Genomic DNA, 22,008 nt, shown 5'->3' on the forward strand with positions numbered 1-22,008 from the left:
GCCTTGGTAGGCCATTACCCCACCAACAAGCTGATAGGCCGCGGGCTCATCCTTCACCGCCGGAGCTTTTAACCCCCGCCCATGCAGGCAGGAGTGTTATCCGGTATTAGACCCCGTTTCCAGGGCTTGTCCCAGAGTGAAGGGCAGATTGCCCACGTGTTACTCACCCGTTCGCCACTAATCCACCCCGAAAGGCTTCATCGTTCGACTTGCATGTGTTAAGCACGCCGCCAGCGTTCGTCCTGAGCCAGGATCAAACTCTCCGTGAATGTTTACCCGAGATCGGGTGACACTCGCGTTGAGCGGGACAGTCATGCCGGAATGTGGCCGACTGTCCACAGCGTCCTCGCTGTGTTTTTACTTCAAAGGAACCTCGACCATCCGAAGATGGACGGGGTATCAACTAATCTGGCGTTGATTTTTGGCACGCTGTTGAGTTCTCAAGGTGCGGACGCTTCCTTTGTACTCACCCTCTCGGGCTTTCCTCCGAGCTTTCCCTTCGTGTTTCCAACCTTACCAGATCGTTTTCCGCTCCGTTTCCGGTTCGGATTTCATATCCAGTGGCCTGTTGGCGGCCTTGCCTCTCGGCGTGTCCACTACGTTAGCTGATTTCTTCGGCGACTCATAATCGAGTCATTCGAATTCGAATTTCGGCACGCCGAAATAAGCCCCTGCTGGGGAGTCATCTTGAGTAGTGGGTGGCAGCTGCGGGGTGCTTGAACAAGCAGGCAGGCCCGTGTCCAACTGCTCGGGCTACGTTAGACGGTCGCACGCCCGGAGTCAAGGGGGCGCTTGCGAGGCGTGTGGGGCCGGTAGGGGCTGACCGTCGGATCGTCGTCGATCCAGAGGCGCCAGGCGTGCGGGGCACCGTCGCCGCGGACCCCCGTACGAGGTCCGCTGCGGATGGCTGCCGACACGGGCGGGGTCCCGGTCAGCAGGCCCACCGGGGCGTCCGATCCGCCGCAGGTGTCCGGGCCGTTCAGGGAGACGCCGATGCCGAGGGTGGAGGGGCGAGGAGTCCAAGGGCGGGAACCTGACACAACAGGTCGAGCCGAGTCAGGCGCTGTGCGACCGGAAGGGCTGGTCGGTCGTGGCCACGATCGTCGAGAAGGACACGTCGGCTTCGACGGAGCGGGGAGCGGCGGACCGAGGAGATCAGGGCGGGCAACTGGGAGGCGATCGTCTCCGAGGGCGTATGCCGTGCTCTGATCCGCCACCTGAGCGACCCCGAGCGCAACACGGGTGGCGGCGGGAAGCGCAAGGCCCTGTTGTCCGGCGTGGTCCGCTGCTCGGAGTGCCGGGCCGTCGTCGCTCAAGGGTGGAGCGGGAAGAACGCGGCAGGCGAGCGGTACCGCGTCTACACGTGTGCGGGTGGCCGGTGCATCACCTGCCCGGCGGACCCGCTGGACTCCTGCGTGGAGCCGAGCCTGCAGACCTGGCATCGCGGCGTGTGCGCGTCGGCCTGGGCGACAGCGAGTACCTGTGGCGAAAGTCGGGCGGTGATCTCGTACCCACCGCTTGTGCGCTCGCGAGCGATCACCCGTCTTCTGTGCCCGATCTCCGCGGTTCAGGCTCCGGTGGGCGGCTTGGCTCTCGGGCTCAGTCGGTACGCCGAGACCGTCGGATCGTCGGCGAGGTAGAAGCGGTGCCGCCAGTCGTGAGCCTTGCTCACGCCCACCCGTGGGCCGACCCTGATGTGCGCGGCGGGTACCGGCTCGCCCTCGGACAGCACGACCGAGGCTCCTGTGAGAACGTCCATGCCGTTGTGCTCCGCCGTGATGCCGAGCGCCCGGCAGAAGTTCCCCGGGCCCCGTGCGAGGCGCGCGCTCTCGACCTCCGCTCCTCGCCGCTCGCGCGCCAGGGCTTCCCCTTCGATGATCCTGCCCGCCCGGATGAGGACGGCCGAAGCCACCCCCTCTGCTCCGGTGACGACGTTGGCGCACCAGTGGAGACCGTGGGACCGGTAGACATACAGGTGCCCCGCGGGTCCGAACATGACGGCGTTACGGGCTGTCCGGCCTCGGTAGGCGTGGGAAGCCGGGTCGGTCGCACCGGAGTACGCCTCGGTCTCCGTGATGGCGATGCTCACGGTCCCTTCGGGGTTCTTGCAGGTGAGGACGGTTCCAAGCAGCTTGGGGGCGACCTCTTCGGCCGGGTGGGCAAGGAAGTCGATGTTCATGCCGACCGCCTTGACATGCCGTGGGTGAAGTAGCCGTACACGTGTCCCGGCGGGCCGAACATGACCGCGTCGCGCGCGGTGCGGCCCCGGAAGGCGTGCGAGCCGGGGTCGACGGCACCGGCGTACGCCTCCACCTCCTTGAGGCGCGGTTCCCGTGTTCCCTCGGGGGCGCGGTGGAGGAGCGTGCGGCCCAGGAGATCGGGCGCGACCCCCAGGACCGGACGGTCGGAGCAGGAACGCGGGAGCGGCGTACGGTCGGGGGTCTCGCTCATGGCGTCCGAGCGTAGTGGGGAACCGGTTACCGTCGTTGCGCGTATGTAGGGGTCAGGACCGAGAAGGAGTGAAAGTCATGGGATTCAAGAAGCTGCTCGCGAGCCTGGGCGCCGGCGGGGCCACCGTGGAGACGGTGCTCACCGAGGAGAACGTGGTCCCGGGCGGGGTCGTCCAGGGTGAGGTCCGTATCCAGGGCGGCAGTGTCGACCAGCAGATCGAGGGACTGTCGGTCGGTCTCCAGGCGCGGGTCGAGGTCGAGGGCGGTGACCAGGAGCACAAGCAGAACATCGAGTTCGTCAAGGTGCGCCTCGGCGGTGCCTTCCAGGTGCAGGCCGGCGCGGTGCACGTGGTGCCGTTCGGTCTGGAGATCCCCTGGGAGACCCCGGTGACCTCGGTCTCCGGGCAGCAGCTGCGCGGGATGCACATCGGTGTGACGACCGAGCTGGAGATCGCCCGCGCGGTGGACTCGGGCGACCTGGACCCGATCAACGTGCACCCGCTGCCCGCGCAGCAGGCGATCCTGGACGCCTTCCTCCAGCTGGGCTTCCGTTTCAAGAGCGCGGACATGGAGCGCGGGCACATCCGGGGGACGCGGCAGCGGCTGCCGTTCTACCAGGAGATCGAGTTCTTCGCGCCGCAGCAGTACCGGGGGCTCAACCAGGTCGAGGTCAGCTTCGTCGCGGACGACCGCGAGATGGACGTCATCCTGGAGATGGACAAGAAGCCGGGTCTGTTCACGGAGGGCAGCGACTCCTTCCGTGCCTTCAAGGTCGGGCTGCACGACTTCCACACCACCGACTGGGCGGCCTACCTGAACCAGTGGCTCGCCGAGGTCGGCGGCCGTCGCAACTGGCTCTAGGCTCGGTCCCGTCAGGCTGCCGAGGCAGCGCACGGGCGTGAGGTTCGGAGGTTTTCGACGTGTCCGAGGGCAAGAGGGCGCCGCTCCCCCACGACTTCCATCCGCCGGTGGCGGCGTTCACCGTGGTGAGCGACGACATCGCGCCGGGCGGGGTCCTGAAGGACGCGCAGGTGTACGCGGCGGGGAACACCTCGCCGCAGCTGCGCTGGGAGGGTTTCCCGGCGGAGACGAAGAGCTTCGCCGTCACCTGCTTCGACCCGGACGCCCCGACGGGCAGCGGGTTCTGGCACTGGGTGCTGTTCGACATCCCGGCGTCGGTGACGGAGCTGCCGACAGGCGTCGGCTCCGGTGCCTTCGAGGGACTGCCCGCCGGTGCCACGCACGTACGGAACGACTACGGGTCGAAGGACTTCGGCGGGGCGGCTCCCCCGGCGGGGGACCCGGCGCACCGGTACGTCTTCACGGTGTACGCGGTGGACAGCGAGAGGCTCGGGCCCGACGGGGACGTGTCGCCCGCGGTGGTGGGCTTCAACCTGCGCTTCCACACGCTGGGGCGCGCCCAGCTGGTCGGTGAGTACGCGGCTCCTGCGGGGGTCTGATCGTTCGTTTGTTGTTTGCCCGCTTCTGGTCTTGGAGAGATCAGAAGCGGGCATCTTTTGTTGCGCGGAAATTGCGTTGTCCGACCCGGCCGTCCCGGCCATCGTTGATCCAGGTCCCGTCGCCCCGTCCGGGGGCCGGACCTGCACACGGGAGGTGGGCACCCATGCGGGAAACGCTGGTACTGAACGCGAGCTTCGAGCCGCTGTCGACGGTCACGCTCAACCGCGCGGTGGTGCTCGTCCTGACGGACAAGGCCGTCGTCGAGCACGCCCATCCCGATCTCCGTGTGCGGGGCGCGGCCGTCGATCTTCCGGTGCCGCGGGTGATCAGGCTCTGCCGGTACGTGCGGGTGCCCTTCCGAAGACAGGCGCCGTGGTCGAGACGGGGGGTGCTGGTGCGCGACCAGCACCGGTGCGCGTACTGCGGGCGGCGGGCGACGACCGTGGACCACGTGGTGCCGCGCGCCCAGGGTGGTGGGGACAGCTGGCTGAACACGGTCGCCTCCTGCGCCGAGGACAATCACCGCAAGGCGGACCGGACGCCCGAGCAGGCCGGGATGCCGCTGTTGCGGCAGCCGTTCGAGCCGACTCCCGCGGACGCGATGCTGCTCGCGATGCGGGCCGGTGACCGCTCCCAGCTGCCGGAGTGGCTGGCGGGGGCGGCCGCGTAACCCCTTCTCGTACGGTGTGGGCCCGTCTTCCCCGGTGAGGGAGGCGGGCCCTTCCCGTTGTCGGGGTCAGCACAGGGTGAGCTGGAGGATGGCGACGACGCCGACCGTGATGATCACTCCGCGCAGCGCGGCGGACGGCAGTCTGCGGCCGATCTTGGCGCCGATCTGGCCGCCGAGGGTGGAGCCGACGGCGATGAGCAGGACCGCGGTCCAGTCGAATTCGGCGACGAAGAGGAAGAAGACGGCGGCGACGGCGTTGACGAGGGCGCCGAGGATGTTCTTGACGGCGTTGATCCGCTGGAGCTCGTCATGGAGCAGCAGGCCCATGAGCGAGAGGTAGAGGACTCCCTGGGCGGCGCCGAAGTATCCGCCGTACATGCTGGCGAAGAAGAGTCCGACGAGGAGGACGGGGCCGCCGTCGGGGTGGGCCTCGGTGCCGGTCAGCTCGCGGCGGCGCTTGACGACGGCGGCGATCCGGGGCTGGAGGACGACCAGGACGAGTGCGAGTCCGATGAGGACGGGGACGATCGCGTCGAAGGCCTTGGACGGCAGGGCGAGCAGCAGGATCGCGCCGATGAGGCCGCCGAGGAGGGCGGCGGAGCCGAGACGCAGGACACGGTTCTTCTGGCCCTTGAGCTCGCGCCGGTAGCCGATGGCTCCGCTGACGGAGCCGGAGACGAGTCCGAGGGCGTTGGAGACGTTCGCGGTGATCGGAGGGAGTCCGGTCGCGAGGAGGACCGGGAACGTGATGAGCGTTCCCGATCCGACGATGGTGTTGATGGTGCCGGCGCCGATGCCGGCGGCGAAGACCGCCAGGGCTTCCCAGATGGACAACGCCATCTCCTTACATGGTCAGTGAGTCGCCTCCCCGCCCTGAGGTCGTCCGGGTCGAGGGGCTCGTACCGATCATGCACGAGTGTTACGTGTACGTGTCAGTCAACCGGCGGTTCGTCGCGTCGTTCGGGTCCGGCGCTCTTGGTATTGAAGCCGGGTGCGCCGCCGGGGACGTTGCCGAAGGCTCCGGAGAGGCCCTTGAGGGCGTCGCCGATCTCGCTGGGCACGATCCAGAGCTTGTTGGCGTCGCCCTCGGCGATCTTCGGAAGCATCTGGAGGTACTGGTAGGAGAGGAGCTTCTGGTCCGGGTCGCCCGCGTGGATGGCCTCGAAGACCGTGCGGACGGCCTGGGCCTCGCCCTCGGCGCGGAGGGCGGCGGCCTTGGACTCGCCCTCGGCGCGCAGGATCGCGGACTGCTTCTCGCCCTCGGCGGTGAGGATCGCGGACTGGCGGGTGCCCTCGGCGGTGAGGATCGCGGCGCGCTTGTCGCGCTCGGCGCGCATCTGCTTCTCCATCGAGTCCTGGATGGAGGTCGGCGGCTCGATGGCCTTGAGCTCGACGCGGTTGACGCGGATGCCCCACTTGCCGGTGGCCTCGTCGAGAACGCCCCGCAGGGCCGCGTTGATCTCCTCGCGGGAGGTGAGGGTCCGCTCCAGGTCCATGCCGCCGATGATGTTGCGGAGGGTGGTGACGGTGAGCTGTTCGATCGCCTGGATGTAGCTGGCGACCTCGTAGGTCGCGGCCCGCGCGTCGGTGACCTGGTAGTAGATGACCGTGTCGATGTTGACGACGAGGTTGTCCTGGGTGATCACCGGCTGCGGCGGGAACGGCACGACCTGTTCGCGCAGGTCGATCCGGTTGCGGATCGAATCGATGAACGGGACGACGATGTTCAGCCCGGCGTTGAGCGTGCGGGTGTAGCGGCCGAACCGCTCGACGATCGCCGCGCTCGCCTGCGGGATGACCTGGATCGTCTTGATCAGGGCGATGAAGACGAGCACCACCAGAATGATCAGGACGATGATGACTGCTGACATCGTGTTCCCCGTGCCCTTCGCTGCCGGTTGACTGCCGGGTTGCTTCCGATGATCGAGTTTCGCAGACGTCGGGACGTCATGGGCGAGGTTCGGTCACATGACGACGGCGGTCGCCCCGTCGATGTCGACGACGTCGACCTGTTCGCCGGGCTCGAAGGTCTGTCCGGTGTCGAGGGTGCGGGCGGACCAGATCTCCCCGGCGAGCTTGATGCGGCCGCCGTGGCTGTCGACCCTTTCGAGGACGACGGCCTGACGCCCCTTCAGCGCGTCGATCCCGGTCGCGATGCCCGGCCCGCCGCCGCGGTGGCGGGCGGCGATGGGGCGCACCACCGCGATGAGCGCCACCGAGACCACGACGAAGACGAGCACCTGGGGAACGACGCCGAAGCCCAGGGCCGCGGTCACCGCCCCCGCCACCGCTCCCACGGAGAACATGCCGAACTCCGGCATCGCGGTCAGGACCAGCGGAATGCCGAGCCCCACCGCGCCGATCAGCCACCAGATCCACGCGTCGATGTCCACCTGGTCATGGTAGGGCGGGTGGGGCCCCCTGGGACAGGGCGCGGGCGGCTGTGCGGGGCGCCGGCGCCGGGTGCGTCACTTCAGGGGGAGGCCCCGGGCGGTCCAGCGGTCACCGGCGCGCTCGACGACGAGCGGCAGGCCGAAGCAGTGCGAGAGGTTGCGGGAGGTCAGCTCCATCTCCACCGGGCCCGCCGCGAGGACCTTGCCCTGGCGGATCATCAGGACGTGGGTGAAGCCGGGGGCGATCTCCTCGACGTGGTGGGTGACCATGATCATGGAGGGGGCGTACGGGTCGCGGGCCAGGCGGCCGAGACGGCGGACGAGGTCCTCGCGGCCACCGAGGTCGAGGCCGGCGGCGGGCTCGTCGAGCAGCAGCAGTTCGGGGTCGGTCATCATCGCGCGGGCGATCAGGGTGCGCTTGCGCTCGCCCTCGGAGAGGGTGCCGAACCTGCGGTCCAGGTAGTCGCTCATGCCGAGGCGGTCGAGGAATGCCTTGGCGCGCTCCTCGTCGACCGGGTCGTAGTCCTCGTTCCACGTGGCGGTCATGCCGTACGCGGCGGTGAGGACGGTCTCCAGGACGGTCTGGTGCTTGGGGAGCTTCTCCGCCATGGCGATGCCCGCCATGCCGATGCGGGGACGGAGCTCGAACACGTCGGTGCCGACGCCGCCGAGCTGCTCGCCCAGGACGCGGGCGGTGCCGCGGGTGGGGAAGAGGTAGCTGGAGGCGATGTTCAGAAGGGTGGTCTTTCCGGCGCCGTTGGGTCCGAGGATCACCCAGCGCTCGCCCTCCTTGACCGACCAGGAGACCTCGTCCACCAGAGCCCGTCCGTCGCGGACCACGGATACGTCCACCAGCTCCAGTACATCGCTCATGAGCGCGTTGTCTCCCCTTGCGGTCGAGTCGTGTCGTCGCCTTGCGCCGGTGGGCGCGGCGTCCAGGGGAAAACCTACGTTATCGGCAGGACGGGCCGGTCCCTAGGGCTTCCTTTGGGCCGGCGAGCGCGGCCTAGTCTGGGGGGATGCTTTCTGAACCACGCTCAGGACGCCTGGCCGCATGGGGCAATGCCCTGCTGGCCGGGGTGGTGTCGCCGGACGAGGCGGCGCTGGCCATTGTCGGGGAGGACGCGGTGCACCGCGTCGAGGGGCTGCCGGGTGAGGCCGGGCAGGTGGGGCTGACGCTGGCGCTCGGGCGGCTGCGGGGGCTCGGGGTGACCGGGTGGCGGGTGGCGCTGCCCGCGCCGGGGCATCCGCTGGGGCTGAGCGGGCCGCCGGACTTCAACGCGCGCGCCCTGGAGGCGGAGGAGGCCGTGGTGGGCTTCGGCGCCCCGTACGGGCTCGTGCCGGAGGTCTCCGAGGCGGGGCCCCGGGGTGACGTGCGGGTGTCGGTGGTGTGGCGGTGCCTTCCGGTGCGGGAGGCGCCGCCCGCCGACGTGCCCTCGCTGGGGGAGGCGGAGCGGGAGCTGGCGGAGGGGCTGCGGGAGGCGACGGCGGTGCTGACCCGGCTGGACGTGGCGGCCTCGGGGCCGGTGGCGGACGCGGTGCGGGAGGCGTACCGGGCGCGGGCGGAGGTGGGGCGCGAGGTGCTGGCGCCGGGGTATCCGGCGCGGGCGGTGCGGGTCCTGGAGCTGGCGCAGCGGGTGGGGCTGCTGGTGGACCTGGCGTACGACCACGGGCACGGGGGCGCGGTGAGCGCCTCGGAGATGGCGGCGCGGGGGGCGGCGCTGCGGCCGGTGGAGCGGGCGGCCCGGCGGGCGCAGGTGGCGGCGTACAACGCGTACGTGGAGGAGAGGGAACGGGAGCGGGAGGGCTGAGAACCGTGCCCTCGCCCATGCGTCTCGCGCTGTCTCCGTGTGCGTCCGGCCAGAACCCCGAGACCCGCGACCGCGTGTGTCCGCCCGGACCGGGCGGGGCCGGGCGGGGCCGGGGCGAGGCCGGGGCGAGGCCGGGCGAGGCCGGGGCGAGGCCGGGGCGAGGCCGGGGCGAGGCCGGGGCGAGGCCGGGGCGAGGCCCTCTCCCTGATGTCCGTGCCCTCGTGCCCTCCCGCGTTCGCCTTCGCGGGGCGAGGGGTCGTGGGGTGGCCGGGGGCGGGTCCGGCCGCTTGGGCTCGGGGCGGGTGCCACCGGGTGCCTGGTTCGGGGCGTACGGCAGGGGGGCGAGGTCCCCGCACACGGGACCGGCCCCCGGGGGTGCCGGGGGCCGGTCGGGTCCTGCGTGCGGTGGTCAGCCGTTGAAGGCGCCGTTGCCGAAGGCCGGGTTCAGGAGGCCGATCACGTTGACCGTGTTGCCGGAGACGTTCACGGGGACGTGGACCGGGACCTGCACCAGGTTGCCGGAGGCGACGCCCGGCGAGTGGTGGGCCTGCCCCGTGGCGTCGGCCCCGTGGGCGGAGGCGACACCGGCACCGGCGGCGACGATGCCACCGGCGACCATGGTGAGGGCGGCGGCCTTCTTGAGGTTCTTCACTGGGTACTTCCTCCTGGTCATCGCTGCGGCCGGTCCGCCGCAGCACGCCATGGAGAACGCCGCACCTCCCGCGAGGTTGCGCCGAACGGGGGACATACACACGACGGTATGAAGTATTGAACGGTCGTGCGCCCGGCGCGTTCGGGGGCGCGTCAGTCGGTGAGGCCGTTCCGGACCGCCCAGAGGGCCGCCTGGGTGCGATCCGCGAGGTCGAGTTTCATCAGGATGTTCGAGACATGGGTCTTGACCGTCTTCTCGGAGAGGACGAGCGCGCGGGCGATCTCGCGGTTGGAGCGGCCGTCCGCGATCAGGCCGAGCACCTCGCGCTCCCGCTCCGTGAGGGTCGAGCCCCGGCCGGTGCCGCCCGGCGCGTCCTCCTGGGAGAGGAGCGCGCCCGCGACCTCGGGCTGGAGCAGCACGTGCCCGGCGTGGACCGAGCGGATCGCGCCGGCCAGCGCGTCCGGGTCGATGTCCTTGTAGACGTATCCGGAGGCACCGGCGCGGAGCGCGGGCACCACCGTGCGCTGCTCGGTGAAGCTGGTGACGACGAGGACCCTGGCGGGGTTGGCGAGCCCCCGGAGCCGCTTCAGCGCCTCCATCCCGTCGGTGCCGGGCATCTTCACGTCCATGAGGATCACGTCGGGGCGCAGCTCCTCGGCCCTGGCGACGCCCTCGGCGCCGTCGGAGGCCTCCCCCACGACCTCTATGTCGTCCTGCACCTCCAGGAAGGTGCGCAGTCCTCTGCGGACGACCTGGTGGTCGTCGACCAGCAGGACGCGGATCCGCTTGTCAGCCACCGGGTACCTCCATCTCGATCGTGGTGCCCTCGCCCCGGGCCGAGGTCACGGTGAGCGATCCGCCGACGCCGTTCGCCCGGTCCCGCATGGAGACGAGCCCGAGGTGGCGGCCCGCGCTGCGGACCGTACGCGGGTCGAAGCCCTTGCCGTCGTCGGCGACGGTCAGCCGGGCGCCCTGGCCCGCTCGGGCCAGGGAGACGGCGACGTGTCCCGCCTCGGCGTGCCGCAGGGCGTTGTGCAGGGCCTCCTGGGCGACGCGGAGCACGGCCTCCTCCTGGGCGGCGGGCAGGGCCCTGGTTCCGGCGCTCTCGAAGGTGACGCGGGCGCTGTGGGCGCGGTCGAGGACCTGGATCTGGGTACGGAGGGTGTGGACGAGGCCGTCCTCGTCGAGGGCCGCGGGGCGGAGCTCGACGACGGCGGCCCTCAGTTCGTCGGCGGCCTCGGCGGCGAGCGCGGCGACCTGCTGGAGCTCGTCCTTGGCGCGGGCGGGATCGCGGTCGACGAGGGCGGCGGCGGCCTGGGCGGTCAGCCGGAGGGAGAAGAGCTTCTGGCTGACGGCGTCGTGCAGCTCGTGGGCGAGGCGGGAGCGCTCCTCGGCGATGGTCAGCTCGCGGCTGCGCTCGTAGAGGCGTGCGTTGGTGAGGGCGATGGCCGCGTGCTGGGCGAGGATCGAGAGGAGTTCCTCGTCCTCGGCGGTGAAGCCGCAGCGGCCGTCCTCCTTGGGGCAGCGCTTGTTGGCGAGGAAGAGCGCGCCGAGGGTCTCGTCGCCGTCCCGGACGGGCAGGCCGAGGAAGTCGGACATCTCGGGGTGGGCGTCCGGCCAGCCCTCGAAGCGGGGGTCACGGCGGACGTCGGCGAGCCGCTCGGGCTCGGCCTTGTGGAGCATCGCGGCCAGGATGCCGTGCTGCCGGGGCAGCGGACCGATCGCCTTCCACTGCTCGTCGCTGACGCCGTCGACCACGAACTGGGCGAAGCCGCCGTGGTCGTCGGGGACGCCCAGGGCCGCGTACTCGGCGTCAAGGAGCTCGCGGGCGGAGGCCACGATCGTCTTGAGGACGTCGCGGACCTCCAGGTGTCTGCTCATCGCGAGGAGGGCGGTGCTCACGGCTGCCAGGCCGGAGCTGGGTCGATGGCTCATGTGTTCACCGTACCGGCGGGTCGTGACACTGCGTATCCGTCCGGGGACCTCGGCGGACGGGACGGGGGACCTAGGTCGCAGGACCCCCGGGACTTTCTCCCCCGGAAGGAGGAGAGCACTCACCGAACGCGTTGCTTCAGCAACGTGGGGTGAGTTCGAGGTAGGGGTGGTGTGAGCCCGCGCATAGGACGCACATCACTTACGAAGCGACCTAGTGGGTGCCCCAGGGCGGCCCCAGACCGGGGTGAGTCAGACATCAGGACCCATCCGTGGCCTGCACACGGGCCCCTGATCCACTATCCGGGATCGTAGGTAGCACCTTTGCCACAGCATTTTGCCGCCGCTAAGAATTGCCCTCGTCGCCGCCGAGCAGGCGCAGCGCCGCCCCGGCCGAGCGACCCCCAGCGATTCGAAGAGGTAGTCCGTTATGTCTGCGAACACCCCTGGCCACAGTCGTGGTCTGAAGAAGACCCACAAGGCCGCCGCCGCCGGTGTGGCCGCTCTCGCTGCCGGGGCCCTCGCCCTCTCCCTCGTCCCTGGGAACGGCGGCACCGAGACGGAGCCGCAGGCCCTCTCCGGGGCACAGCAGGTCTCCTGGTCGTACGACGCGAACAGCCCGCAGGCGAAGGCGCTGGCCGCCAGCATCGCCGACCAGCAGAGCACCATCGGGCTGAAGGCCAAGCAGGAGACCGAGGCGAAGGCCAAGGCGGACGCGAAGGCACAGGCGGACGCGAAGGCCAGGACCGAGGCGAAGGCCAAGGCCGACGCCCGGGCCAAGGCGCAGGCCGACGCGCAGAAGCGCGCCGCCGAGCAGGCGGCCGCGAACCGTTCCGTGACCCGCGCCCCGGTCTTCGCGAACAACCTCGACGGCTGGATCCGCGAGGCCCTGTTCATCATGGACAAGCACGACATCCCCGGCAGCTACCACGGTCTGCACAAGAACATCATGCGCGAGTCCAGCGGCAACCCCCGCGCCATCAACAACTGGGACATCAACGCCGTCAACGGCGTCCCGTCCAAGGGTCTGCTCCAGGTCATCTACCCGACCTTCAAGGCGTACCACGTGCCCGGCACCGCCTTCGACCAGTACGACCCGGTCGCCAACCTCGTGGCCGCCGCCAACTACGCGGCCGACCGCTACGGCTCGATCGACAACGTCAACAGCGCGTACTGAGCCCGCGCGGACCGCACCGGGTCCGCCGCTCCGCGCCGTCGTACGCCGAAGGGCGGCACCCCGTGTCAGGGGTGCCGCCCTTCGGCGTACGGACGCCCGGCCGCTACTTGCGCATGACCTCGGGCTCGTGGCGGCGCAGCAGGCGCGCGACCAGGACGCAGCAGATCGTCGCCATCAGGAGCTGGACGCCGAGGTCCAGGCTCCACTGGCCGACCGAGTGCTCCCACAGCGGGTCGGTCTCGAGCGGGTTGTCGCGGTCCCACGGCGGCATCAGGTGCCCCAGGTCGAGCGTGGCGCCCGCGCCCGCGATGGCCCAGCGGGACGGCATCAGCCAGGCGAACTGCTCCAGGCCGGGAGAGCCGTAGACCTGGAAGAGAACGCCGGTGAAGACGACCTGGACGATCGCGAACATGACCAGCAGCGGCATGGTCTTCTCGGCGGTCTTCACCAGCGCGGAGATGACCAGGCCGACCATCATCGAGGTCAGGCCGAGGGCGATGACCTGGACGCACAGCTCGACGGCCGGGGGCATGAGGAGGCCCTCGGCGGGCAGCGCCCGGGTGGAGAAGCCGATGCCGCAGATGATGACGCCCTGGAGGGCGGTGATCACGCCGAGCACGATGACCTTGGACATCAGGTACGCCGAGCGGGACAGGCCGGTGGCCCGCTCCCGCTCATAGATGACCCGTTCCTTGATCAGCTCACGGACGGAGTTGGCCGCGCCGCTGAAGCACATGCCGACCGCGAGGATCAGCATGATCGTTCCAGCGTCGCTGTTGAAACGGGCAGGCGGCTTGGGCGCGCCGAGGCCGAAGTCGGCCGGGATGACCACCGAGACCGCGCCGAGGACGGCCGGGAGGATCACCATCAGGGCCAGGAAGCCCCGGTCGGAGGCGATCACGGAGACGTAGCGGCGGATCAGGGTCCACAGCTGGGAGCCCCAGCCCTGGGGCTTCGGCGGCCGGACCATCGCCTGGTGGGGCATCTGCACGGGCTGGGCGGCGACGGCGTCGATGTCCGCCGCGTACAGCTGGTAGTGCTGTGAGCCCTTCCAGCGGCCCGCCCAGTCGTAGTCGCGGTAGTTCTCGAAGGCGGAGAAGACATCGGCCCAGGTGGAGTAGCCGAAGAAGTTCAGCGCCTCCTCCGGCGGGCCGAAGTACGCCACGGAGCCGCCGGGGGCCATCACCAGGAGCTTGTCGCACAGGCCCAGCTCGGCCACCGAGTGGGTGACGACGAGGACCGTACGGCCGTCGTCGGCGAGGCCGCGGAGCAGCTGCATGACATCGCGGTCCATGCCCGGGTCGAGACCGGAGGTCGGCTCGTCCAGGAAGATCAGCGAGGGCTTGGTGAGGAGCTCCAGGGCGACCGAGACGCGCTTGCGCTGGCCGCCGGAGAGGGAGGTGACCCTCTTCTCCTTGTGGATGTCGAGCTTCAGCTCGCGCAGCACCTCGTCGATGCGGGCCTCGCGCTCGGCCGTGGCGGTGTCGCCGGGGAAGCGGAGCTTGGCCGCGTAGCGCAGGGCCTTCTGGACGGTCAGCTCCTTGTGCAGGATGTCGTCCTGCGGGACCAGACCGATGCGCTGGCGCAGCTCGGCGAACTGCTTGTAGAGGCTCCGGTTGTCGTAGAGGACGTCACCCTCGTTGGCCGGGCGGTAGCCGGTCAGGGCCTTGAGGAGGGTGGACTTTCCGGAGCCGGACGGGCCGATGACGCCGATCAGCGACTTCTCCGGGACGCCGAAGGAGACGTCCTTGAGGATCTGCTTGCCGCCGTCGACGGTGACCGTGAGGTGGCGGGCGGAGAAGGAGACCGAGCCGGTGTCGACGAACTCCTCGAGTCGGCCCTCGACGATCCGGAAGGTCGAGTGGCCGACGCCGACGATGTCCTGCGGTCCGAGGACGGCGGCGCCGCCCTTGGGGATCGGCTGGCCGTTGACGTACGTGCCGTTGTGCGAGCCGAGGTCGCGGATCTCGAAGCGCCCGGCGGGCGTCGAGCGGAACTCGGCGTGGTGGCGGGAGACCTGGAGGTCGGAGACGACCAGCTCGTTCTCGAGCGCACGGCCGATCCGCATGACGCGGCCCAGCGCCAGCTGGTGGAAGGTGGTCGGGCTGCGGTCGGCATAGGCCGACGACGCCCCCGCGACGCCGTCGGGACCCTGCTGGTGCGGCGGCTGGTGCGGTACGTGCTGATGAGGTACCTGCTGGTGCGGCGCCTGCGGCTGTGCGGGCGGGACCTGCTGCCAGCCCTGCTGCTGCGGCGGCGTCTGTAGCGGCGGGCCGTCGTGCCCGGCCCACCCCGCCTGCTCGGCCGGCTGGTGGGCCGGGACCTGCTGGGCGACCGGCGACTGCGGCTGCGGCTGCTGGGCCTGCGGCTGCTGTTGGACCTGCTGTCCGGCGGCGGCGAGATTCAGCCGCGGGCCGTCGGTCGCGTTGCCCAGGTGGACGGCCGAGCCGGGGCCGATCTCCATCTGGTGGATCCGCTGCCCCCGCAGGAACGTGCCGTTGGTGGAGCCGTGGTCCTCGATGACCCAACTCCGGCCGCCCCAGCTGACCGTGGCGTGGCGCCACGAGACCCTGGCGTCGTCGATGACCAGGTCACCCTGTGGATCACGGCCCAGGGTGTACGACCTGGACGGGTCGAGCGTCCAGGTTCTTCCGTTCAATTCCAGTACGAGTTCCGGCACTCCATGCCCCACTACTTGTCCCCCGATGTCCCCCCGTCGCCGGGAGTCCAGGGATGGCGAACATCCGGGGGGAACTATTTCAGGCCCGGTCCCCTCTCCGGAAGTCGGGCCGGGCGCGGAGTGGGGTTGGGCGTGGCCCCGGCGCGGAGTCGGGTGGGGCGTGGCCCCGGCGGAACCTCCGCCTCTTCGTTCCGTCCCTCCTTCGCTGCCGCTCGCCATCGGCTGCCGCTCGCCATCGCTTGGATCCGCCCGCGCGCCCGCGCGTACCGCACGAGGGGCCTCCGGGGCATCCGCGCGACCACTCGGGTGTCCGCTGGGCGGGACGGGGAGCCGGGTGGCGGGGCGTGCCCGATACGGTGGACGCACCATGAGCGCATCGCAGACCTCAGACGTTCCCACCCTTCTCGTCAAGATCTTCGGGAAGGACCGTCCCGGGATCACCGCGGGACTCTTCGACACCCTCGCCGCCTACTCCGTCGACGTCGTGGACATCGAGCAGGTCGTCTCCCGCGGCCGTCTCGTCCTGTGCGCGCTCGTCACCGAGCCGACCGTCGCCTCGCAGGGCGAGCTCCGCGCCACCGTGCACAGCTGGGCCGAGTCCATGAAGCTCCAGGCCGAGATCATCTCCGGCACCGGCGACAACCGTCCCCGGGGCGAGGGGCGCTCGCACGTCACCGTGCTGGGCAACCCGCTGACCTCGGAGCAGACCGCGGCCATAGCGGCCAGGATCACGGAGTCCGGCGGCAACATCGACCGTATCTTCCGGCTGGCGAAGTACCCGGTCACGGCGGTCGAGTTCGCCGTCTCCGGCTGTGGGACCGAGCCGCTGCGGACGGCGCTGGCCATCGAGGCGCACACCATCGGCGTCGATGTGGCCGTGGTCTCCGCCGGACTGCACCGGCGGGCCCAGCGGCTCGTCGTCATGGACGTCGACTCGACGCTGATCCAGGACGAGGTGATCGAGCTCTTCGCGGCGCACGCGGGCTGCGAGGACAAGGTCGCCGAGGTGACGGAGGCGGCGATGCGCGGGGAGCTGGACTTCGAGCAGTCCCTGCACGCGCGGGTGGAGCTGCTGGCCGGGCTCGACGCCTCCGTGGTCGAGAAGGTCCGCGCCGAGGTACGGCTCACGCCCGGTGCCAGGACCCTGATCCGTACGCTCAAGCGGCTCGGCTACCAGGTGGGGGTCGTCTCCGGGGGGTTCACCCAGGTCACGGACGATCTGAAGGAACAGCTCGGGCTCGACTTCGCCTCCGCCAACACCCTGGAGATCGTGGACGGCAGGCTCACCGGGCGGGTGACCGGCGAGATCGTGGACCGGGCGGGGAAGGCACGGCTGCTGCGCCGGTTCGCCGAGGAGGCGGGAGTGCCGCTGGCCCAGACGGTGGCGATCGGCGACGGGGCGAACGATCTGGACATGCTGAACGCCGCCGGACTCGGGGTGGCCTTCAACGCGAAGCCGGTGGTGCGACGGGCCGCGGACACGGCGGTGAACGTGCCGTTCCTGGACACCGTGCTGTACCTCCTGGGGATCACCCGCGAGGAGGTCGAGGCCGCGGACGGCGGCGAGGACCTGCTGCACTGAGCGGAAGGCCCCCGTACCGAGTGGGGACCCGGCCCCGCTGAGCGAAGACCCCGCCGCACGGAGCGGGGCACCCGCCGGGCGGAAGCGGAAGCCGTACGGGAGCACGGGAGTACGGAGGAGGGGCCCGGTCGTCGTCGGACGGCCGGGCCCCTTCGTCGTGCCGCGCGCCGTCACGCGCCGGGCGACCCGCCGGGACGGGGGCTCGGGCCCGCGGGGTCCAGGCGTGCGGAGTCGCGCCGTACGGGTCCGGGCCGTCGCGCCGCACCGGTTCAGGGCCGTACCGATTCGGGGCGTACTGGCCAGGGCCGTACTCGTCAGGGCCGTACGGGATCCGGCGCGCGAAGCACGCGGAAAGACGGCTCCGGCGGCCGGGGCAGGAGGCACGGAGCCGTGGGGGCGGGGCTCGGAAGTCTCTGGTTCGGGAAGGCCCGGACGCCCTCCCGGCAGCGGTCGCCGGGGCGGGCTCCGGGGGCGCCGGGCTCAGGCGTGCGGGGTCCAGAATTCGGCCAGGCGGCCGACGCCGTGCTCGACCGATTTCCACGAGCCGCCGAAGGTGAGGACGGCGAGGGCCGAGGTCGGGAAGCCGCTGCGGTTCATCCGGGCCAGGGCGTCCTCCTCGGCCTCGCCCGCGAGGGCGTCGGCGAGGGCGTGCATCCCCGGGTTGTGACCGATGACCAGGAGGTCGGAGACCTCGTCCGGCACCTCGTTGAGCAGGGCGATGAGCTCACCCAGCGACGCCTCGTACAACCGCTCCTCGTACACGGTCCTGGGGCGCTCCGGCAGTGCCTGCACGGCCAGCTTCCAGGTCTCGCGCGTTCTGAGGGCGGTCGAACAGAGGGCCAGGTCGAAGCCGATGCCGGTCCCGGCGAGCTTGCGGCCGACCAGGGGGGCGTCCGCGCGGCCTCGCTCGGCGAGGGGGCGCTCGTGGTCCGACTCCTGGTTCCAGTCCGCCTTGGCGTGTCGGAGCAGCGCGATCCTGCGGGGTGTGTCGACGCTCATGGTGCTCAGCTTCGCATGAAACAGGCCGTGTCGACTCAGAGAGAGAGCGTTTGCTGAACGCGCTCCAGGAACCCTCCGACCCCATGGGCCCCGAGGGGCGCCTGGGCCTCTCCCGAACCGGTCATCAGGAGCAGCAGGGCGAGGAACGCGGCCACCGGAAGGGCCAGGGCCCACCAGGGCAGCCGGGTGTCGACGCCGCTCGCCGTGGGCCGGGCCCGGGTGTACGTGTGGGCCGACATGACCGCCTCCATGGGTGAGAGTCTCCGTTTTCCCTGTGTCTCCAATCTAGGGATCGCGGCCCCTCCGGCCCATCAGGTGATCCACCCACTTCACCCTGAGACCTGCCCCCTAGGGGATAGGGGGGTTACCTCCACCCCGGGGTGGGGTGCCGGGGTGTCAGGGGGAGACGAGGGAGGCGATGACGCCGATGACGACCGTGATACCGATCATGGTGCCGAAGACGATGAGCAGCTTCTTCTGGCCGTTCGGGGGGTTGGGTTCGAGGACTGGCATGGGAACAGTCTCGCATCTCAGCATTCGTCCTCGACCGTCCGGTCCCTCCCCGCCAGGGTGCCGACGATCATCTGCGGGATCATCAGTCCGCCCATGAGCGCGATCGGCAGTCCCCAGCCGCCGCTGTGCTGGTAGAGCACGCCGACGAGGAGGGGGCCCGGGATCGAGATGAGGTAGCCGACGCTCTGCGCGAAGGCGGAGAGCCGGACGACTCCGACGCCGGTGCGCGAGCGCATTCCGATCATGGTGAGGGCCAGCGGGAAGGCGCAGTTGGAGATGCCGAGGAGGACGGCCCAGGCCCAGGCCCCCCCGGCCGGGGCGAGGAACAGGCCGGTGTAGCCGGTGAGTCCGCAGAGTCCGAGCGCGACGACGATCGGGCCCTGGGTCCTCATCCGGCTCGCGAGCCGGGGTATGACGAAGGCGAGCGGGACGCCCATGACCATGGTGACGGCCAGGAGCACGCCCGCGGTGGAGGCGGAGACGCCCGCGTCACGGAAGATCTGCGGCATCCATCCCATGGTGATGTAGGCGCCGGTCGCCTGGAGTCCGAAGAACACGGCGAGCGCCCAGGCGGTGGGGCTGCGGCCGACACGCGGGGCGGCGGCGGACGCGACCGGGCCGGACCCGCCGGTCGGCGCGGCTCCGGCGGAGGCGGCCGGTGCGCCCGGGGGCGTGGCCGTGGTCATGGCGCGGTCGCGCACCAGGGGCAGCCAGGGCAGTACGGCGAGGGCCGCGAGCACCGCCCAGATGCCGAGGCCGAGGCGCCAGTCGCCGCCGAGGGCCTCGGTCACGGGGACGGTGGCGGCGGCGGCGAGGGAGGTACCGAGGGCCAGCGCCATGGAGTAGAGGCCGGTCATGCTGCCGACGCGGTCGGGGAAGTACCGCTTGACGATGACGGGCATCAGGATGTTGCTGACGGCGATGCCCATCAGGGCGAGGGCGCTGGCGGCCAGGAAGGCGGGGGTGCCGGTGGCGAAGGACCGCAGGACCAGCCCCGCGAAGATCGCGGCCATGCCCGCGCAGACGACGGCGGCGGGGCCGAAGCGGCGGGCGAGGCGCGGGGCCGTGATGCCGAAGACCGCGAAGCAGAGCGGCGGCACGGAGGTCAGGACCCCGGCGAGGCTGCCGCTCATGTGCAGGTCGGCGCTGACGTCTTCGAGGAGGGCGCCGAGGCTGGTGATGGCGGGGCGCAGGTTCAGCGCGGCGAGGACGAGGCCGACGGTGACGAGACCGAGGGTCCAGCGGAGCGCCGGGGCGGGTGCGGGTGGGTCGGCGGCGGCCGTTCCGCCCGCCTTCGCGGAAGCCCCCGGTGCGGAAGCCCCCGGCGCGGAAGCGCCCAGCGGGGTGGCTGCCTGCACGGAGGCGGCCGGTACGGAGGCGGCAGCCGCGCCGACGTCCCCGGCCGCGGCGGTGCTCCCGGCCGGTCGTGCGGCGGGGTCGAGGGTCTTCGGCTCGTCTGGCATGAGGCCATCATAGAATCATGGGATGATTGGTTGTCCAATCCCGAACGAACGGAAGGTGTTCCATGGCCCTCGGTCACCCGCGGCGCGCAGGTCTCTCCGATCAGGTGATCGCCGAGCTGCGGAACCAGATCACCTCGGGCGAGTGGCCGGTGGGGTCCCGCATCCCGACCGAACCCGAGCTGGTCGAGCAGCTCGGGGTGGCCCGCAACACGGTCCGCGAGGCGGTGCGGGCGCTCGCCCACAACGGACTCCTCGACATCCGCCAGGGCTCGGGGACGTACGTCATCGCCACCAGCGAGCTGGCGGGCGTCATGCACCGCCGCTTCGCGGGCTCCGACCCCCGGCACGTCGCCGAGCTGCGTTCGACGCTGGAGTCCGCCGCCGCCCGGCTCGCCGCCGCCCGGCGCACCGAGCGGGACCTGAAGCAGCTCGACGCGCTCCTCGTACGGCGGGACGAGGCCTGGGAGTCCGGGGACGCGGAGCGGTTCGTGACCGTGGACGCCGCCTTCCACCACGCGGTCGTCGCCGCCTCGGGCAACGAGGTGCTCACCGAGCTCTACGCCGACCTGGGCGATCTGCTGCGGCAGTGGCTGCGCGACGACATCGGGCAGGTGCTGCGGCCGGAGAACCACATGGACCACGCGCGTCTGGTGGACGCCGTCAGGGAGGGCGACGCCGAGCGGGCGGGCGCGGAGGCGGCCGGTTACCCCTTCATGTGCCTCAGGAGCCCCGTACCGGAGGAGTCCGGTCCGCGGGCCGGTGCACCGGAGCCGGAGTCCGGTCCGCGGGCTGGTGGGTGAGCCAGGCGGCCCGGACCTCCTTCCAGCAGCGGCCGTCGAGCCGGGCGTAGTCGGCGGGGCCGACCTCCGCGGGGGCGCTGTCGGTGTCCACGTCCCACCAGCGGTCGCACTCGACGTGCAGCCGGACCCGGTCGGTGATGAGGTACGGGTTCTGGCAGTGCGCGGTGACGTGGGAGCCCCGCACCACGGTCCGGCAGGAGGCGCCGAAGTTCTCCGGCTCGCCGCTCTCCCCGCGCCGCGCCGGGGCGGCGGCCGGAAGGTCCTCGGCGGGGGCGGGCGCGGCCCTCACCTCGGCGGCGACGGCCATGCCGGTGAAGAGGACCGCGACGGAGACGGTGACACCGAGTCCTTGCCGGGTGACGCGCATGTCCGCACCTCCTCCCCGCCCGTAGCAGGAACATCACGCTCCGCCCCAGTCTGGGCTGGTTCGCGTGACTTTTCGAGTCGGGCAGGAGTTGCGGAACGCCGAGGGCCGTGCGCCGCCCGGCGGGGGCGGGCGCACGGCCCTGGGGCGTCACGGGGACCGTGACGGGAGGAGCGGGACGGACGGAAGGGTCCGGTCCCGCTCGGGCATGACGCGGAACGGTCACGCGCGGCACCGGACGGTCACACGAGGTGCCGGACGGTCACGCGGGATGCCGGACGGTCACGCGCCGATCGCGTGCAGACCGCCGTCGACGTGGATGATCTCGCCCGTCGTCATCGGGAACCAGTCGGAGAGCAGCGCCACGATGCCGCGGCCGGCCGGCTCCGGGTCGGCGAGGTCCCACTCCAGCGGGGAGCGGCTGTCCCAGACGGAGGCGAGCCCGTCGAAGCCCGGGATGGACTTGGCGGCCATCGATCCGAGCGGACCCGCCGAGATCAGGTTGCAGCGGATGTTCTGCTTGCCCAGGTCACGGGCCATGTAACGGCTGGTGGCCTCCAGGGCGGCCTTGGTCGGGCCCATCCAGTCGTACTGCGGCCAGGCGTACTGCGCGTCGAAGGTGAGGCCGACGACGGAGCCGCCCTCGGTCATCAGCGGCAGCAGCGCCACCGTCAGGGACTTCAGCGAGAAGGCCGAGACGTGCATGGCGGTGGCGACCGACTCGAACGGCGTGTGGAGGAAGTTGCCGCCGAGCGCGTCCTGCGGAGCGAAGCCGATCGAGTGCACGATGCCGTCGAGACGGTCACCGAGGTGCTCGCGGACCTGGCCTTCGAGGCGGGCGAGGTGCTCGTCGTTGGAGACGTCGAGCTCCAGGACCTTGACCTTCTCCGGGTGGGGCAGCTTCCTGGCGATGCGCTCGGTCAGCGACGGCCGGGGCCAGGCGGTGAGGATGATCTCCGCGCCCTGCTCCTGGGCCAGCTTCGCGGCGTGGAAGGCGATGGAGGACTCCATCAGCACACCGGTGATCAGAATGCGCTTGCCCTCGAGAATTCCGCTCATGT

At 71.0% G+C, this 22,008-nt stretch carries 22 protein-coding genes, 1 rRNA gene and 1 pseudogene; 7 read left to right on the forward strand and 17 right to left on the reverse strand.

The window, feature by feature from the left end:
• From ACIRQY_RS07665 to ACIRQY_RS07675, 3 genes and pseudogenes are all read right to left on the reverse strand, one after another.
• Window positions 1-269, reverse strand: a 16S ribosomal RNA gene (locus tag ACIRQY_RS07665); the annotation flags it as partial.
• Window positions 270-1,567: 1,298 nt separating this feature from the next.
• Entirely contained in the window at window positions 1,568-2,179 is a 612-nt protein-coding gene (locus ACIRQY_RS07670; protein WP_403922861.1) for a DNA-3-methyladenine glycosylase, read from the reverse strand.
• A 14-nt stretch (window positions 2,180-2,193) separates the two neighbouring features.
• Window positions 2,194-2,451 (reverse strand): annotated as a pseudogene (locus tag ACIRQY_RS07675) (DNA-3-methyladenine glycosylase); the annotation flags it as partial.
• Window positions 2,452-2,528: 77 nt separating this feature from the next.
• Here ACIRQY_RS07675 and ACIRQY_RS07680 point away from each other — a divergent pair.
• From ACIRQY_RS07680 to ACIRQY_RS07690, 3 genes are all read left to right on the forward strand, one after another.
• Window positions 2,529-3,311, forward strand: a complete 783-nt coding sequence (locus ACIRQY_RS07680; protein WP_351796336.1) for a sporulation protein — start codon at window positions 2,529-2,531, stop codon at window positions 3,309-3,311.
• A 59-nt stretch (window positions 3,312-3,370) separates the two neighbouring features.
• Window positions 3,371-3,910: a YbhB/YbcL family Raf kinase inhibitor-like protein gene (locus ACIRQY_RS07685; protein WP_403922863.1), complete on the forward strand. Its 540-nt coding sequence runs from the start codon at window positions 3,371-3,373 to the stop codon at window positions 3,908-3,910.
• Window positions 3,911-4,074: 164 nt separating this feature from the next.
• Window positions 4,075-4,581 carry an HNH endonuclease gene (locus ACIRQY_RS07690; protein ID WP_351796330.1) on the forward strand — a complete coding sequence of 169 codons (507 nt, stop codon included), beginning with the start codon at window positions 4,075-4,077 and terminating at the stop codon, window positions 4,579-4,581.
• Between the two features lie 66 nt (window positions 4,582-4,647).
• Here the strand turns inward: ACIRQY_RS07690 and ACIRQY_RS07695 are convergent, their stop codons facing one another.
• The 4 genes from ACIRQY_RS07695 to ACIRQY_RS07710 all read right to left on the reverse strand — a co-directional run bounded on the left by ACIRQY_RS07695 (window position 4,648) and on the right by ACIRQY_RS07710 (window position 7,847).
• The gene (locus tag ACIRQY_RS07695; protein WP_403922865.1) at window positions 4,648-5,421 is read right to left on the reverse strand and encodes a sulfite exporter TauE/SafE family protein; all 774 of its coding nucleotides are present in this window, start codon (window positions 5,419-5,421) and stop codon (window positions 4,648-4,650) included.
• 92 nt (window positions 5,422-5,513) lie between these two features.
• Window positions 5,514-6,452: an SPFH domain-containing protein gene (locus ACIRQY_RS07700; RefSeq protein ID WP_351796324.1), complete on the reverse strand. Its 939-nt coding sequence runs from the start codon at window positions 6,450-6,452 to the stop codon at window positions 5,514-5,516.
• Window positions 6,453-6,545: 93 nt separating this feature from the next.
• The gene (locus ACIRQY_RS07705; RefSeq protein ID WP_351796321.1) at window positions 6,546-6,974 is read right to left on the reverse strand and encodes an NfeD family protein; all 429 of its coding nucleotides are present in this window, start codon (window positions 6,972-6,974) and stop codon (window positions 6,546-6,548) included.
• 75 nt (window positions 6,975-7,049) lie between these two features.
• Window positions 7,050-7,847, reverse strand: coding sequence for an ABC transporter ATP-binding protein (locus ACIRQY_RS07710; RefSeq protein ID WP_351796318.1), 798 nt, complete (start codon window positions 7,845-7,847; stop codon window positions 7,050-7,052).
• A 146-nt stretch (window positions 7,848-7,993) separates the two neighbouring features.
• Between ACIRQY_RS07710 and ACIRQY_RS07715 the strand changes: the two genes are divergently transcribed.
• Window positions 7,994-8,785, forward strand: coding sequence for a hypothetical protein (locus tag ACIRQY_RS07715; protein WP_403922868.1), 792 nt, complete (start codon window positions 7,994-7,996; stop codon window positions 8,783-8,785).
• A 409-nt stretch (window positions 8,786-9,194) separates the two neighbouring features.
• Here ACIRQY_RS07715 and ACIRQY_RS07720 read toward each other — a convergent pair whose 3' ends face one another.
• The 3 genes from ACIRQY_RS07720 to ACIRQY_RS07730 form a co-directional block, all read right to left on the reverse strand.
• Window positions 9,195-9,437, reverse strand: coding sequence for a chaplin (locus ACIRQY_RS07720; protein ID WP_351796345.1), 243 nt, complete (start codon window positions 9,435-9,437; stop codon window positions 9,195-9,197).
• Between the two features lie 152 nt (window positions 9,438-9,589).
• A complete protein-coding gene (locus tag ACIRQY_RS07725) occupies window positions 9,590-10,234 on the reverse strand; it encodes a response regulator transcription factor (protein ID WP_351796314.1) in 645 nt (214 codons plus the stop codon).
• Window positions 10,227-11,372, reverse strand: a complete 1,146-nt coding sequence (locus tag ACIRQY_RS07730; RefSeq protein ID WP_351796311.1) for a GAF domain-containing sensor histidine kinase — start codon at window positions 11,370-11,372, stop codon at window positions 10,227-10,229. The genes ACIRQY_RS07725 and ACIRQY_RS07730 overlap by 8 nt, the downstream gene beginning before the upstream one ends.
• A gap of 427 nt (window positions 11,373-11,799) precedes the next feature.
• Here ACIRQY_RS07730 and ACIRQY_RS07735 point away from each other — a divergent pair, with 427 nt between their 5' ends.
• Window positions 11,800-12,546 (forward strand): transglycosylase SLT domain-containing protein, encoded by a 747-nt coding sequence (locus ACIRQY_RS07735; RefSeq protein WP_403922871.1) that lies wholly within the window; start codon window positions 11,800-11,802, stop codon window positions 12,544-12,546.
• A 103-nt stretch (window positions 12,547-12,649) separates the two neighbouring features.
• Here the strand turns inward: ACIRQY_RS07735 and ACIRQY_RS07740 are convergent, their stop codons facing one another.
• Window positions 12,650-15,238 (reverse strand): FHA domain-containing protein, encoded by a 2,589-nt coding sequence (locus ACIRQY_RS07740; RefSeq protein WP_403922873.1) that lies wholly within the window; start codon window positions 15,236-15,238, stop codon window positions 12,650-12,652.
• A 355-nt stretch (window positions 15,239-15,593) separates the two neighbouring features.
• Between ACIRQY_RS07740 and serB the strand changes: the two genes are divergently transcribed.
• Window positions 15,594-16,808: a phosphoserine phosphatase SerB gene (gene serB / locus ACIRQY_RS07745; protein ID WP_351796302.1), complete on the forward strand. Its 1,215-nt coding sequence runs from the start codon at window positions 15,594-15,596 to the stop codon at window positions 16,806-16,808.
• A gap of 480 nt (window positions 16,809-17,288) precedes the next feature.
• Here the strand turns inward: serB and ACIRQY_RS07750 are convergent, their stop codons facing one another.
• The 4 genes from ACIRQY_RS07750 to ACIRQY_RS07765 form a co-directional block, all read right to left on the reverse strand.
• Window positions 17,289-17,807, reverse strand: a complete 519-nt coding sequence (locus tag ACIRQY_RS07750) for a histidine phosphatase family protein (RefSeq protein ID WP_351796299.1) — start codon at window positions 17,805-17,807, stop codon at window positions 17,289-17,291.
• Between the two features lie 35 nt (window positions 17,808-17,842).
• On the reverse strand, window positions 17,843-18,046 hold the full coding sequence (locus ACIRQY_RS07755) for a hypothetical protein (protein WP_351796296.1): 204 nt from the start codon (window positions 18,044-18,046) through the stop codon (window positions 17,843-17,845).
• 157 nt (window positions 18,047-18,203) lie between these two features.
• Entirely contained in the window at window positions 18,204-18,320 is a 117-nt protein-coding gene (locus tag ACIRQY_RS07760; RefSeq protein ID WP_351796293.1) for an SGM_5486 family transporter-associated protein, read from the reverse strand.
• 17 nt (window positions 18,321-18,337) lie between these two features.
• Window positions 18,338-19,783: a CynX/NimT family MFS transporter gene (locus ACIRQY_RS07765; RefSeq protein ID WP_403922876.1), complete on the reverse strand. Its 1,446-nt coding sequence runs from the start codon at window positions 19,781-19,783 to the stop codon at window positions 18,338-18,340.
• A gap of 62 nt (window positions 19,784-19,845) precedes the next feature.
• Here ACIRQY_RS07765 and ACIRQY_RS07770 point away from each other — a divergent pair, with 62 nt between their 5' ends.
• Window positions 19,846-20,583 (forward strand): FCD domain-containing protein, encoded by a 738-nt coding sequence (locus ACIRQY_RS07770; protein ID WP_351796287.1) that lies wholly within the window; start codon window positions 19,846-19,848, stop codon window positions 20,581-20,583.
• On the opposite strand, the gene ACIRQY_RS07775 is transcribed toward ACIRQY_RS07770, so the two are convergent.
• Both ACIRQY_RS07775 and fabI read right to left on the reverse strand, forming a co-directional pair.
• Window positions 20,504-20,950, reverse strand: coding sequence for a hypothetical protein (locus ACIRQY_RS07775; protein WP_351796284.1), 447 nt, complete (start codon window positions 20,948-20,950; stop codon window positions 20,504-20,506). The genes ACIRQY_RS07770 and ACIRQY_RS07775 overlap by 80 nt on opposite strands.
• Window positions 20,951-21,229: 279 nt before the next feature.
• Window positions 21,230-22,006, reverse strand: a complete 777-nt coding sequence (fabI, locus tag ACIRQY_RS07780) for an enoyl-ACP reductase FabI (protein ID WP_351796281.1) — start codon at window positions 22,004-22,006, stop codon at window positions 21,230-21,232.
• Window positions 22,007-22,008 lie beyond the last annotated feature (2 nt).

The organism is Streptomyces sp. NPDC101490 (assembly GCF_044767145.1).
Taxonomy (GTDB): domain Bacteria; phylum Actinomycetota; class Actinomycetes; order Streptomycetales; family Streptomycetaceae; genus Streptomyces.